The sequence below is a fragment of the Cupriavidus gilardii genome, from assembly GCF_013347325.1.
GTDB lineage: Bacteria > Pseudomonadota > Gammaproteobacteria > Burkholderiales > Burkholderiaceae > Cupriavidus > Cupriavidus gilardii.
Genome location: NZ_CP054626.1, coordinates 2431171 through 2443818, shown reverse-complemented (window position 1 = coordinate 2443818; position 12648 = coordinate 2431171). Strand labels below are relative to the sequence as shown.

Here is a 12648-nt window from a genome sequence, read left to right as displayed (position 1 = left end):
GACGTGGCAAGGATACGGCGTGAGGCGGGGCAGACCTATGTCGGCACGGAAGGGCTTTATTACAGATAATTACCAGCGCCCCCGGTGTAACTTGCCGAAACAACATTGCGGCGGCCCGGCCGGCGTGCCTGTTTATCATCCGGCTATGCGATCCAATCAGCCCACCCAGATCCTGGTCGTCGACGACGATCCCGACTTGCGCGACCTGCTGCGCGAATACCTGACCCAGCAAGGCTTCGCCGTTTCCGTGCTGCACGACGGCGACGGCCTGCAGGCCCGCCTCGAGCGCGAGCGTCCGGCGCTGATCGTGCTCGATCTGATGATGCCAAAGGTCGACGGCCTGACCGCGCTGCGCAAGCTGCGCGCGCGCAACGACGATATCCCGGTGATCCTGCTGACCGCGCGCAGCGACGAGATCGACCGCATCGTCGGCCTCGAGATCGGCGCCGACGATTACCTCGGCAAGCCGTTCTCGCCGCGCGAGCTGCTGGCCCGGATCAACGCGGTGCTGCGCCGCAAGCTGGCGCGTCCGGCGGCGGCTCCCGAAGACCGCGACAGCGTCAGCTTCGGCCCGTTCAAGGTCGACTTCCGCCAGCGCACGCTGGTGCGGTCCGGCCAGACGCTGCCGATCAGCGACACCGAATTCGCGCTGCTGAAGCTGCTGCTGATGCATCCGCTCGAGGTGCTGTCGCGCGAGCGCATCGTCGAACTGATGTACGGCGCGGCCAGCGGCGTCAGCGACCGCGGTATCGACGTGCAGATCTGGCGCCTGCGCCGGCTGCTCGACGAGGACGCGCAGCGGCCGCGCTATATCCAGACGGTGCGCGGGCGGGGCTACACCTTCGTGCCCGACGAGGCCGATCACGCGGACCAGGCCGCCTCATGAAGCTGCGCATCGACACGCTGTTCGGCCGCATGGCGCTGCTGATCGCAGCGGTGCTGGTGATCAGCCATTTCTCGTGGCTGGCGATCCTGCGAATGGATCGGCGCGAGCAGCGGATGGAATATTCGGTCGAGCAGATGCTGTTCCAGCTCGACAGCATCCAGCGCGCGCTCGACGCCAGGCCGCCGGCGAAGCTGCCGAGCCTGGTCGAGGTCGCCGGCGAGGCGAGTGCCGAGGAACATGCGCGCGCGCCGACCGACCGCTCGCGCCGGCTGGTCGAACGTTTCTCCGGCCGGCTGCCGCCCGGCACCCAGGTGCGTATCGAGGACGAGGACACGCCGCGCATCTGGATCAAGCTGCCGACGCGCCAGGACTGGATCGCGATGCCGATCCTGTGGGTCCATAACCCGCCGCTGGACAACCGCTTGATCCCCGGCGCGATGCTGGTGGTAAGCGTGGCGATCGTGTTCGCGCTGCTGGTCGCCTGGCAGATCCAGCGGCCGGTGCGCGAGATGGCCAATGCCGCCGGGCAGCTGTCGCGCCAGCAGCCGGTGACGCCGCTGCGCGAGCGCGGCCCGCTGGAGCTGCGCCAGCTGATCGAGCGCTTCAACAAGATGGTGGCGGACCTGGCGCGTATCGATCAGGAGCGCAACACGATGCTGGCCGGCATCGCGCACGACCTGAAGACGCCGCTGGCGCGGCTGCGGCTGCGCGCCGAGATGCTGGCCGATCCAAAGGCGGCGGCGGGCGTGACGCGCGACGTGGAGTCGATGTCGGCGATCGTCGAGCAGTTCCTCGCCTTTGCGCAGAGCGCCGAGCCGACGGCGCGCCCGGTGCCGGTCGATCGCCGCATGGCGGAACTGGCGGCCTCGCTCGCCGAGCAGGAGCGGCCGGTCGACCTGTCTCTGGAGGCCGGCGAGGGCTTCCGCATGATCGCCACGCAGCTCGATCGGATCGTCGGCAACCTGGTCGACAATGCCTACCACTACGGCGCGCCGCCGGTCAGCATCCGCACCGCGCGCGTGGCGGACGGCTGGCAGCTGGTGGTCGAGGACGCGGGCAGCGGCATTCCGGAGGACGCCTTCGACAAGGTCACGCTGCCGTTCGTGCGGCTGGACCCGGCCCGCGGCGGCAATGCGCATTCGGGTCTGGGGCTGGCGATCGTCGACCGGCTGGTGCGCCAGTCCGGCGGCCGGCTGACGCTGGGCAACCGGCCCGAGGGCGGCCTGCGCGTCGAGATGGTGTTCCCGTTCGCGCAGCTGGCCAAGGCGGCGTAAGACAGGGACGTCAAGCAGGGACGTCAAGCGCCTGCCGGCCGCGAAGCCGCAGCTTACTGCTGCGGCTTTTTCTTTTCGCCGATGCGGCTCTCCTGCCCCGACAGCAGCTTGGCGATGTTCTGGCGATGGCGCAGGATCAGCAGCGCGCTGATGGCGACGATCGCCGCTGCCATCACGTCGATCCCGAACATCAGCACGTAGAAGAAGGGCGCGAAGATCGCCGACACCAGCGCGGCCAGCGACGAGTAGCGGAAGAAGAAGGCGATGATCAGCCAGGTCGCCAGCGTGCCCAGGCCCAGCCAAGGGTGGATCGCGAACAGGATGCCGGCCGCGGTCGCCACGCCCTTGCCGCCCGCGAAGCGGTGGAACACCGGGAACAGGTGGCCGAGGAACACCGCCACCGCGACCAGCGCGATGCCGGTCTGGTCGACGCCGTAGTCGGGACCGAGGCGCTGCGCCAGCCAGACCGCCAGCCAGCCCTTGAGCCCGTCGCCCAGCAGCGTCAGCAGCGCCGCCTTCTTGTTGCCGGTGCGCAGCACGTTGGTCGCGCCCGGATTGCCCGAGCCGTAGGAATGCGGATCGGGCAGTCCCATCGTCTTGCTGACCACGACAGCGAAGGAGATCGAACCGATCAGATAGGCGAGCAGGGCAAAGACGAGATTGGCGAGATTGGCCATGGGCGGGGTTCGGAAAAGCAGCGGAAAGGCGGGGAGAACCGGAACGGTCGCAAAAAACTGGCGCGATTGTAGCGCGCCGGCGTGACGCTCACGACCGTGATTACCCGGGCATGAACCAGCGCACAGGCCAGGGCACAGAAGAGGGCACAGAAGAGGGCACCGCGCTGTTCAGCCCTCCGCCAGCCCGCATTGCACCGGCCTGGCGCCCAGCAGCGCGGTCAGCACGGCCGGCTCGATGCTGACCAGATAGCCGCGCCGGCCGCCATTGATATAGATGCGCTCGAGCGCCAGCACACCCTCCTCGACATAGACCGGCATGCGCTTGCGCGTGCCGAACGGCGAGGTGCCGCCGACCAGGTAGCCACTGTGGCGCTGCGCGACCTCGGGCTTGCACGGCTGCACGCTCTTGCAGCCGATCTGCCGCGCCAGGTTCTTGGTCGACACGGTGCGGTCGCCATGCATCAGCACGATCAGCGGCTGTGCCTTGTCGTCTTCCATCACCAGCGTCTTGACCACGTGATGCTCGTCGACGCCGAGCTGCTTCGCCGATTCCTCGGTGCCGCCGTGCTCGACATAGTCATACGGGTGCTCGCCGAAGGCGATGCCATGCTGGCGCAGCATCTGCGTGGCCGGCGTTTCGGAGATATGTCTGGTCTTTGCCATGGAGTTTGCTCGCGCGGTCAGCCGCGCGGATGATGCTGCTGATGCAGGACACGCAGCCGTTCGCGCGCGACGTGCGTGTAGATCTGCGTGGTCGAGATATCGGCATGGCCAAGCAGCAGCTGCACCACGCGCAGGTCGGCGCCGTGGTTCAGCAGATGCGTCGCAAACGCATGGCGCAGCGTATGCGGCGACAGCGGGGCGTGGATCTCGGCCTGGCGCGCATAGCGCTTGATCAGGTACCAGAAGGCCTGGCGCGTCATCGCCTCGCCGCGCTGGGTCACGAACAGCGCGTCGCTGCCGCGTTGGCCCAGCAGCGCGGGACGGGCACTGGCCAGATAGCGGCGCAGCCAGACGCCGGCCTCGGCGCCGAACGGCACCAGCCGTTCCTTGTTGCCCTTGCCGCTGACCACACGCGCCACGCCCTCGTTCAGGCCGATTTCGACCGTCTTCATCTGCGTCAGCTCGGATACGCGCAGGCCGCTGGCGTACATCAGCTCCAGCATCGTGCGGTCGCGCAGGCCGAGCGGCGTGTCGATGTCCGGCGCCTGCAGCAGCGCCTCGACCTGGGCCTCGCTCAGCGTCTTCGGAAAGCGCGGGGGCTGCTTGGCGGCGCGCAGCAGCAGGCAGGGGTCGGCCTGGACCAGATGCTCGCGCAGCGCCCAGCGGTAGAAGCGCCGGAATACCGCGAGCCGCCGGTTCGCCGACGACTCCCGCGTGTCCGGATGGCGCGCGGCGAAGTAGCCGGACAGCGCGCCGTCGTCGGCCGCCAGCAGCGCCACGCCGCGCTCGCCGCGCAGCCAGCGCGCCAGCAGCGCGAGATCGCGACGGTAGGCGTCGATGGTGTTGCGCGCGAGTCCGTCTTCGAGCCACAGCGCGTCGCAGAAGCGGTCGACCAGCGTCAGGTCCGCGGCGATGTCCGCTTCGCGCTGCGCATCGCCATCGTCGGCGCGGTCGTCAAGCGGCGCAGGCTGGTCCGCCAGCGCCGCCCTGCTGTCGTGCGCCGCGTTCACAGCAGCATCACCCGCTCGTGGCGCAGCAGCCAGCGTTTGACTTCGAGATGGAAGCCGTCCTCGCCGTGATGCGCGAAGCCGCCCAGGCCCTTGGCGCCGACCACGCGATGGCAGGGCACCACCAGCGGGAACGGGTTGTCGCCGCAGGCCTGGCCCACCGCGCGCGCGGTGCCGCCGACATTGGCCGCCAGTTCGCCATAGGTCGCGGTGCGGCCGCACCGCACCGCGCGGATCGCCTGCCAGACGCGGCGCTGGAACTCGGTGCCGGTGCCCGCCAGCGGCACGTCGAGCGGCGCGTCGGGATCGGCGTAGTAGGCCTCCAGCTGCGCCGCCAGCTGCCGGATCGGCGGCAGGTCGGCGCCGCGCAGCGCGAAACGCTCGGGCAGGAAGTGGATCGCGTGGATGCACTGCGCATCGGCACGCACGCCGATGCGGCCGAATGGCGCGGCCAGGATGGCATCGAAGCGGGCGGCGAGCCTGGCGTCGCGATCGGGCTGGAGCGAGGCCGGAGGAGAATCCGTCGACGGATTCGGATGGAGCTGCATGGGCGGGACAACGGTCGATCCGGATACCGGATTCTAGTGCGTCGGGCGCGAGGGGCGAAAAAAAACCGCGACGAGTGCGCGGCTGCCTTTGCCGAGGCTTCGGGGAGAACTCCCTCTCCCGCAAGCGGGAGAGGGGCGTACTGCCAAGGGCGACCTATTGGCCCATCACTGCTCGAGCTTGATGTTCTGCACCTTGACCAGGTTGCGCATCTTGTCGAACTCCTTCTTGATCTCGGCGGCGTGCTGCGCCGGCGAGTTGCCCGACGGCTCGGCGCCGGCGGCGATCAGGCGTTCGCGGAAGCCCTTGTCCTGCAGCGCCTTGACGGCGGCCTCGTTCAGCTTCTTGATGATGTCGTCGGGCGTGCCGGCCGGCGCCACCAGGCCGTACCAGGCCGGATCGTTCGGCTCCTTCAGGCCCATTTCGCCGAAGGTCGGCACGTTGGGCAGCGAGTCCAGGCGCTTCTCGGCGGCCACCACGATCGGGCGCAGCTTGCCGGCCTTGATGTGCGGCATCGATGAGGGCAGGTTGTCGACCATGATCGGCACCTGGCCGGCCAGCACGTCGTTCAGCGCCGGGCCCGCGCCGCGGTAGGGGATATGGACCATGAAGGTCTTGGTCGAGACCTTGAACTGCTCGCCCAGCATATGGCCGAAGCCGCAGGTGCCCGACGACGCGTACGAGTACTTGCCCGGGTTGGCCTTCAGCGCGGCCAGGAATTCCTTGTAGTCCTTGGCCGGGAAGTTCGGGTTGACCGCGATCACGTTGGCGACGTTGGCCAGGTTCGTGATGGGCTTGAAGTCCTTGATCGGGTCGTACGACAGCTTCGGATTGCAGGCGGGGTTGACCGCCATCGTCGACACCGTCGAGATGCCGATCGTGTAGCCGTCCGGCGCCGCCTTGGCGATCGCGTCGGCGCCGATCGAGCCGCCGCCACCGGCGCGGTTCTCGACCACCACCGGCTGGCCCAGGATCTTGCTCATCTGGTCGGCCGCGCCGCGGCCGACGATGTCGGTGGTGCCGCCCGGGGCGAACGGAATGATCAGCTTGATCGGCTTGCTCGGATAGTTGCTCTGTGCCTGTGCCAGCGAGGCGCAGGCGGCCAGACCCAGGGCCAGGGCAATGTGTTTGCTTTGCATGAGATCGTGTCTCCCGTCGTGAAGCCGGACGGAGAGTGTCCGTCCAGAACTGAAAATGCCGGCCAGGGACCCGGTAGGGCCCGCCACGCCGGCGCGATGCATCGGCGGCCGGTCAGCCGCCGAGCAGGCCACGCTTCAGATCGCGATCGACCGGGCGTTCGCCCAGGAAGATACGCAGCACGGCCTGGTAGAAATCCTCGCCGGGGATCGGTTTGCCGCGCGGCGTACCATTGACGGCGATCACCGTGCCGCTGTCCGGCGTGTAGTCGAAGTCGATCACGTCGCCCTTGCGCGCGGTGCCGACCTGGTTCATCGCCTGCTCCAGCTGGTGCAGGCGATCGGCGAACTTCTCCAGCTGCGCCTCGTTGTGGTTCTCGCGCATGCCTTCGTTCAGCGCCTTGACGAAGGTGCTCGATTCCACCTCGCGCAGCGGCCGGATCTGCAGCCGCTTCGGACCCTTGGCGCCCAGCACCACGGCGGCGTTGCGCACCTTCTCCGGCAGATACAGCGCGGCCACATAGCCCTTGACGATGAACACCGAACGCAGGCCGGCGCCGTTGAGCTGCAGTTCCTTGCCGCCGAGGCGGGTCGCCTCGTCCAGCCGCACGCCCTCGATCTCGATCGCGCTCGCCGCCGCCGGCAGCGCGCCCGCCACGGCCACGCAGCAGATCGCCAGCCACTGACGCAGGCGGCGTGCGGTCCGTGCGGTCCGGTCCAGCGGAGCGCGGGCGGAAGGGGGGCGGGGGGCAGGCATGGCGGGGCGGTACATCGAGGACGGAATGGGAAGCGGAATGAGATCGACGGAGATGCCGGAGCGTGCCATCTTCCGGGTTTTCTGAAACAATACCAATCCGTATCTGCCCTAGGGCGCACTCCGGGCCGCCTCGGCGCGCTGCTGGAACGCCGTCCGCGCGGGCTTCGGCCATCGTTCCTGCCATCTTCCTGACATCCTCCGACGCGCCCCCGCGTCCCCGACAACAACAAGACGCCGATGTCGCCTGCCCTGCTGATGGTGCCCGATTTCAGCCTGATCCTGATCGGCTGGCTGCTGGTGCGCTATACCTCGTTCGATCGCGGTTTCTGGTCCGGCGTCGAACGCCTGGTCTACTTCGTGCTGTTCCCCGCGCTGCTGCTGCAGGCGACCAACAGCGCGGTATTCGATTTCTCGACCACCTCGGCGATGCTCGGGCTGGCGGTGCTGACCACGGTGTTCGGCATGGCCGCCGGCTACGCGGTCAAATGGGTGCTGCGGCCCGACCCGGTCGATTTCGCCTCGGGCCTGCAGACCGCGTTCCGCTTCAATTCATATATCGCGCTGGCGCTGGCGTCGCGCCTCGGCGGCAGCGAAGGGCTGGCGATGATGGCGGTGATCGTCGGCTGCGTGGTGCCGATGTGCAATGTGGCCGCCGTCTGGGCGCTGGCGCGGCACGGCGAGGCGCGGCTGTGGCGCGAGCTGGCGCGCAATCCGCTGATCCTGGCGACCGCCGGCGGGTTGATCACCAACCTGCTCGGGCTGCATCCGCCCGAGGTCCTGGGCATGACGCTGGCCCGGCTGGGCTCGGCGTCGACCGCGCTCGGCCTGATGACGGTCGGCGCGGGCCTGCAGATGCGCGGCGCGGTCGGCACGGTCGGGCCGGTGGCCTGGTGGACCGGGGTCAAGCTGCTGGCGATGCCGGCCTTCGCCTGGGCCGTCGGCCGGCATCTGCCGCTGTCGCCGCTGCAATTGCAGATCGCGGTGCTCTATGCCGCGATGCCGACCGCGTCGAGCGCCTATATCCTCGCGGTCCGCATGGGCGGCAACGGGCCGATGGTGGCCGCGGCGATTTCCGCGATGACGGTGTCGGCGATCTTTACCGCGCCGTTGTGGTTGGCGCTGGTCAGCTAGGCGGCTGCAGGCGAGGCTGCTACCCCGACCGCGGCTGCGGCTGCCACCGGGGCGGCGGCCGTGGCCGCTGCTACCGCGGCCGTGGCTGCGGCGACTGCGGCCGCTGCGCGAGCGCCCAGGCGACGTGCTCGCGCACCAGCGCCGACGGATGTTCGGCGCGCGCCAGCAGGGCCGCGCGAATGCGCCCGGCCTGCGCCGGCGCGCCGGCTCCGCGCAGCGCATTGCCCAGCCCCACGGCCAGATTGCGCAGCCAGCGTTCGTGGCCGATGCGCCGGATCGGACTGCCTTCGAGACGCCGATTGAATTCTTCCTCGCTCCAGCCGAACAGCTCGATCATGTCCGGCGCATCGAAGCCGTTGCGCACGGCGAAGTCGGGCAGCGTCGCGCGGTGCGCGAACTTGTTCCACGGACAGGCCAGCTGGCAGTCGTCGCAGCCATAGACCCGATTGCCCATCGGCGCGCGCAGTTCCTCGGGAATCGCGCCCTTGTGCTCGATCGTGAGGTACGAGATGCAGCGGCGCGCATCGAGCCGGTACGGGCCGACGATGGCCTGGGTCGGGCAGATGTCGATGCAGCGGCGGCACTGGCCGCAATGCGCGGAGGCGGGCGGGTCGACCGGCAGCGGCAGATCGACCAGGATCTCGCCGAGGAAGAACATCGAGCCGCCGTCGCGGTCCAGCAGCAGCGTGTGTTTGCCGCGCCAGCCCAGGCCGCCCTGGCCGGCCAGCGCGACTTCCATCACCGGTGCCGAGTCGGTGAAGACGCGATAGCCGAACGGGCCGATCGCGCTTTCGATGCGGCCGGCCAGCTGCTGCAGGCGCGTGCGCAGCACCTTGTGATAGTCGCGGCCGCGGGCGTACAGCGAGATCGTGGCCGCGGTGCCGCCGCCCTCGACCTGCGCCAGCCGCGCGAACTCGCGCCCGCGCCAGTCGTTGCCATCGCCGTCGTCTTCGTCATGGGTGGAAGCGGGCAGATAAGGCATGCGCGCGACGATCGCGCGCACCGTGCCGGGCACCAGTTCGGCCGGCCGCGCGCGCTTGAGCCCATGGTTCGCCATATAATCCATGTCGCCATGGCAACCCTGCGCCAGCCATTCGAGCAGACCCGCTTCGGCATGGCCCAGGTCCACGTCGGCGACGCGCACGTCGTCGAAGCCGAGCGCCGCGCCCCAGGCGCGAATCTGCGCGACCAGCGCATGCGGATCCGCGCCGGTGGCGTGCTGCGCCGCTGGCGTCCCGCTGAGAACGGCGTCAGGCGCCTGTGCTGCTCGGTCGATCATTCCTGAATTGTACGCAATGCCCCTGCTCGAAGAACGCACCGTGATCCTGCCCGACGAAGCGGCCACCGACCGCCTCGGCGCGGCGCTCGCCGGCGCGGTGCGCGCCTTGCCGCCGCAGACGGTGCATGTTCAGCTGTCGGGCGATCTCGGCGCGGGCAAGACCACGCTGTCGCGCGCGGTGCTGCGCGCGCTCGGCCATGCGGGCAAGGTCCGCAGCCCGACCTACACGCTGTGCGAGCCATACCAGGTCGCGCGCGCCGACGGTTCGCCGCTGACCGTCTATCACTTCGATCTCTATCGCTTCGCCGATCCCGAGGAATGGCTCGACGCGGGATTTCGCGACTGTTTTGCCGAGCCCGCCTTCAATCTGGTCGAGTGGCCGGAGAAGGCCGCGTCGCTGCTTGGGGAACCCGACCTGCACCTGTTGCTCCAATCGGACACCTCGCCCAGCGATGAGGCCGCCGATCGGCGAGTCGCGATCCTGCGGGCCTATACTCCAACCGGACTTCTCCTGCTGCACGCATGCTGATCAAGCGCCTCGCCACCGACCGTCCCGATGAACTGCTGCTCGCCCGCCGCAAATGGCTGGCGCAATGCCTGAAAGCCGGCGCCGGAACGATCGTGCTGACGCTCGCGGGTCCGCAGATCGCGGCCGGCGCCGGCATCGTCGCGGTACGGGTCTGGCCGGCCGAGGACTATACGCGCGTGACGATCGAATCGGACGAGCGACTCGCCGCGGTCCACACGATGGTGCGCAATCCCGATCGGCTGGTGGTCGATATCGATGGCCTGGACCTGTCGCCGACGCTGCGCGAGCTCGTCGCCAAGATCACGCCCAACGATCCGTATATCCAGTCCGTCCGCGTGGGCCAGAACCGGCCGCGCGTGGTCCGGCTGGTGTTCGACCTGAAGGAAGACATCTCGCCGCAGGTGTTCACGCTGGGGCCGATCGGCCAGTACCGCAACCGGCTGGTGTTCGATCTGTACCCGGTCAATCCGCCCGATCCGTTGTGGAAGCTGGTGCGCGAGACCGAGGACAAGCAGCGCCGCTTCGCCTCGACGCCGGCCACCGACAGCGCCGACAGCGTGGCCGGCGCGCCGCCGAGCAGCGAAGAGGACGCGATCGCCGCGCTGGTGCGCCAGTTCGAAGACCAGGCGAAGACGCCGGCCACGCCGCCGCTGCCCGCCAATCCGCCGGTCGCCGCCACCAGACCGAAGCCGCCCGCCGGCTCGCCGGCGACCCAGCCGCCGCAGCCTCAGGCGCCGCTCGCACAGGACAAGCCGGGCAAGAACGATCCGGCCGACGATCCCGCGCCGTCGCGCTTCAAGATGCGCCGGCTGCTGACGGTCGCGATCGACCCCGGCCATGGCGGCGAGGACCCGGGCGCGATCGGCGCCGCCGGCTCGCGCGAGAAGGACGTGGTGCTGCAGATCGCCAAGCGTCTGCGCGCCAAGATCGATGCGCAGCCCAATATGCGGGCGATGATGACGCGCGACGCCGACTTCTTCGTGCCGCTGAACGTGCGCGTGCAGAAGGCGCGCCGCGTCAAGGCCGACCTGTTCGTGTCGATCCACGCGGACGCCTTCGTCAAGCCGGAGGCGCGCGGCGCCTCGGTGTTCGCGCTGTCCGAGCGCGGCGCGTCGAGCTCGGCCGCGCGCTGGCTGGCCAACAAGGAAAACGCGGCCGACCTGATCGGCGGCGCCAACATGAACAACAAGGACGCGCAGGTCGCGCGCGTGCTGCTGGATCTGTCGACTACCGCGCAGATCAACGACAGCCTGCGCGTCGGCAAGGCGGTGCTGTCAGAGATCGGCGGCATGCATCAGCTGCACAAGGCCCATGTCGAGCAGGCCGGCTTCGCCGTGCTGAAGGCGCCCGACATCCCGTCGATCCTGATCGAGACCGCCTTCATCAGCAACCCGGAAGAAGAGCGCAAGCTCAACGACGAGGCCCACCAGGAGCAGCTGGCCAACGCGATCCTGCGCGGCATCCGCGGCTACTTCGCGCGCAATCCGCCGCTGTCGCGCAGCCCGTCGGTGTAAGGGCGCCTCGCCATCGGCGCCACGATCCAAAGAAAAGGCCGGCAAATCGCCGGCCTTTCTTGTTCGATGGCAACGCTTGTCGTCCTTGCGAAGGCGGGAACCCCGGTGGCTTCTCGGGACGCCGGCGTCCCGCTTGCGCGGAAACGGCACCAGGCGGTGCCGACGTTCCCGGTCAGGCCCGCGCGACCGCGCCTTCGATCTGCTCGCGGTTGGCGTAGCGCGAGGCCATCACCGAGCATACGATCAGCTGCAGCTGGTGGTAGACCATCAGCGGCAGCACCAGCAGGCCCAGCGCCGGATGGCCGGCGAACAGGATCTTGGCCATCGGGATGCCGTTGGCCAGGCTCTTCTTCGAGCCGCAGAACACCGCGGTGATCTCGTCCTCGATCGCGAAACCCAGCCGGCGTGCGACGAAGGTGGTGGTGGCCAGGATCGCGAACAGCAGCACCGCCGCCAGCGCCATCACGGAGGCGATGGTCTGCCAGCTGTACTGGTGCCACAGGCCTTCGGCGGTGGCGTCGCAGAACGACGAGTAGACGATCAGCACGATCACGCCGCGGTCGATCTTGCTGGTGATGGCCTTGTGCCGGCCCAGCCAGGCGCCGATCACCGGACGCGCCAGCTGGCCCAGCGCGAACGGCAGCAGCAGTTGCAGCGCCACGCCGGTCAGCGCCTTGCCCAGCGGCATCGATGCGCCGCTGGCGCTGATCACCAGGCCCATCAGCAGCGGGGTCAGCGCCATGCCGATCAGTCCGGAGATGGTCGCGTTGAAGATCGCGCCGGGCACGTTGCCGCGCGCCATCGAGGTCATCGCCACCGACGACGAGACCGTCGACGGCAGCGCGCACAGGAAGAACACGCCAAGCAGCAGGTCGGCCGGCAGCTGGTCGTGCAACGCGAACATCAGCGCCGCGCCGATCAGCGGGAACACGACATAGGTGAAGACCTGCACGAAGGTATGCAGGCGCCAGTGCTTCGCACCGGCGACCAGCTTGTCGCGCGACAGCGCGGCACCGTGCAGGAAGAACACCAGCGCGACGCCGAGGCTGGTCACCAGCCCGAGATGCAGGGGACCGTCGCCGGTGCCGAGTTCCGGCGCGGCCAGCGCCACAGCGATCGCGGCCAGCATGATCAGCACGAAGCCGTCGATCAGATCGTAGAGTTTCTTGAAGGGATTCAGCAGGAAGGACATGACTGCGTGGACTGAAGCGCACCGGAGCGGCGCGCCGGGACGGATGGGTTAAAAAGA

13 protein-coding genes are annotated in these 12648 nt (G+C 69.0%); 5 read left to right on the top strand and 8 right to left on the bottom strand.

Annotation, left to right across the window (positions count from 1 at the left end; translation table 11 throughout):
• The first annotated feature begins 145 nt into the window (after positions 1-145).
• Positions 146-886, top strand: coding sequence for a response regulator (locus FOB47_RS21145; protein ID WP_174782040.1), 741 nt, complete (start codon positions 146-148; stop codon positions 884-886).
• A complete protein-coding gene (locus FOB47_RS21140; RefSeq protein ID WP_053822331.1) occupies positions 883-2160 on the top strand; it encodes an ATP-binding protein in 1278 nt (425 codons plus the stop codon). Before FOB47_RS21145 ends, FOB47_RS21140 begins: the two co-directional genes overlap by 4 nt.
• Positions 2161-2213: 53 nt before the next feature.
• On the opposite strand, the gene plsY is transcribed toward FOB47_RS21140, so the two are convergent.
• The 6 genes from plsY to FOB47_RS21110 form a co-directional block, all read right to left on the bottom strand.
• On the bottom strand, positions 2214-2837 hold the full coding sequence (gene plsY / locus FOB47_RS21135; RefSeq protein ID WP_174782039.1) for a glycerol-3-phosphate 1-O-acyltransferase PlsY: 624 nt from the start codon (positions 2835-2837) through the stop codon (positions 2214-2216).
• A gap of 168 nt (positions 2838-3005) precedes the next feature.
• The gene (gene ybaK / locus FOB47_RS21130; protein ID WP_006579148.1) at positions 3006-3500 is read right to left on the bottom strand and encodes a Cys-tRNA(Pro) deacylase; all 495 of its coding nucleotides are present in this window, start codon (positions 3498-3500) and stop codon (positions 3006-3008) included.
• 17 nt (positions 3501-3517) lie between these two features.
• Positions 3518-4414 carry a site-specific tyrosine recombinase XerD gene (gene xerD, locus FOB47_RS21125; RefSeq protein WP_174782527.1) on the bottom strand — a complete coding sequence of 299 codons (897 nt, stop codon included), beginning with the start codon at positions 4412-4414 and terminating at the stop codon, positions 3518-3520.
• 92 nt (positions 4415-4506) lie between these two features.
• Complete coding sequence (locus tag FOB47_RS21120; RefSeq protein WP_244959355.1) at positions 4507-5055, bottom strand: methylated-DNA--[protein]-cysteine S-methyltransferase; 549 nt, start codon at positions 5053-5055, stop codon at positions 4507-4509.
• A gap of 165 nt (positions 5056-5220) precedes the next feature.
• On the bottom strand, positions 5221-6192 hold the full coding sequence (locus FOB47_RS21115) for a tripartite tricarboxylate transporter substrate binding protein BugE (RefSeq protein WP_053822329.1): 972 nt from the start codon (positions 6190-6192) through the stop codon (positions 5221-5223).
• A 112-nt stretch (positions 6193-6304) separates the two neighbouring features.
• On the bottom strand, positions 6305-6946 hold the full coding sequence (locus FOB47_RS21110) for a chalcone isomerase family protein (RefSeq protein WP_174782038.1): 642 nt from the start codon (positions 6944-6946) through the stop codon (positions 6305-6307).
• 237 nt (positions 6947-7183) lie between these two features.
• Here FOB47_RS21110 and FOB47_RS21105 point away from each other — a divergent pair, with 237 nt between their 5' ends.
• Complete coding sequence (locus tag FOB47_RS21105) at positions 7184-8077, top strand: AEC family transporter (protein WP_174782037.1); 894 nt, start codon at positions 7184-7186, stop codon at positions 8075-8077.
• A gap of 70 nt (positions 8078-8147) precedes the next feature.
• On the opposite strand, the gene queG is transcribed toward FOB47_RS21105, so the two are convergent.
• Positions 8148-9356, bottom strand: a complete 1209-nt coding sequence (gene queG / locus FOB47_RS21100; RefSeq protein ID WP_174782036.1) for a tRNA epoxyqueuosine(34) reductase QueG — start codon at positions 9354-9356, stop codon at positions 8148-8150.
• A gap of 16 nt (positions 9357-9372) precedes the next feature.
• Here queG and tsaE point away from each other — a divergent pair, with 16 nt between their 5' ends.
• Entirely contained in the window at positions 9373-9885 is a 513-nt protein-coding gene (gene tsaE / locus FOB47_RS21095) for a tRNA (adenosine(37)-N6)-threonylcarbamoyltransferase complex ATPase subunit type 1 TsaE (protein ID WP_174782035.1), read from the top strand.
• Positions 9879-11399: an N-acetylmuramoyl-L-alanine amidase gene (locus tag FOB47_RS21090; protein ID WP_174782034.1), complete on the top strand. Its 1521-nt coding sequence runs from the start codon at positions 9879-9881 to the stop codon at positions 11397-11399. Before tsaE ends, FOB47_RS21090 begins: the two co-directional genes overlap by 7 nt.
• A gap of 172 nt (positions 11400-11571) precedes the next feature.
• On the opposite strand, the gene FOB47_RS21085 is transcribed toward FOB47_RS21090, so the two are convergent.
• Complete coding sequence (locus FOB47_RS21085; protein ID WP_053822324.1) at positions 11572-12591, bottom strand: bile acid:sodium symporter family protein; 1020 nt, start codon at positions 12589-12591, stop codon at positions 11572-11574.
• Positions 12592-12648 lie beyond the last annotated feature (57 nt).

Bases quoted from the DNA above. Each gene is read 5' to 3' on its own strand.
- FOB47_RS21090 (WP_174782034.1), top strand. From the start codon at position 9,879: ATGCTGATCAAGCGCCTCGCCACCGACCGTCCCGATGAACTGCTGCTC.
- FOB47_RS21115 (WP_053822329.1), bottom strand. From the start codon at position 6,192: ATGCAAAGCAAACACATTGCCCTGGCCCTGGGTCTGGCCGCCTGCGCC.
- FOB47_RS21140 (WP_053822331.1), top strand. From the start codon at position 883: ATGAAGCTGCGCATCGACACGCTGTTCGGCCGCATGGCGCTGCTGATC.
- FOB47_RS21110 (WP_174782038.1), bottom strand. From the start codon at position 6,946: ATGCCTGCCCCCCGCCCCCCTTCCGCCCGCGCTCCGCTGGACCGGACC.
- FOB47_RS21145 (WP_174782040.1), top strand. From the start codon at position 146: ATGCGATCCAATCAGCCCACCCAGATCCTGGTCGTCGACGACGATCCC.
- ybaK (WP_006579148.1), bottom strand. From the start codon at position 3,500: ATGGCAAAGACCAGACATATCTCCGAAACGCCGGCCACGCAGATGCTG.
- FOB47_RS21120 (WP_244959355.1), bottom strand. From the start codon at position 5,055: ATGCAGCTCCATCCGAATCCGTCGACGGATTCTCCTCCGGCCTCGCTC.
- queG (WP_174782036.1), bottom strand. From the start codon at position 9,356: ATGATCGACCGAGCAGCACAGGCGCCTGACGCCGTTCTCAGCGGGACG.
- plsY (WP_174782039.1), bottom strand. From the start codon at position 2,837: ATGGCCAATCTCGCCAATCTCGTCTTTGCCCTGCTCGCCTATCTGATC.
- tsaE (WP_174782035.1), top strand. From the start codon at position 9,373: ATGCCCCTGCTCGAAGAACGCACCGTGATCCTGCCCGACGAAGCGGCC.
- FOB47_RS21085 (WP_053822324.1), bottom strand. From the start codon at position 12,591: ATGTCCTTCCTGCTGAATCCCTTCAAGAAACTCTACGATCTGATCGAC.
- FOB47_RS21105 (WP_174782037.1), top strand. From the start codon at position 7,184: ATGTCGCCTGCCCTGCTGATGGTGCCCGATTTCAGCCTGATCCTGATC.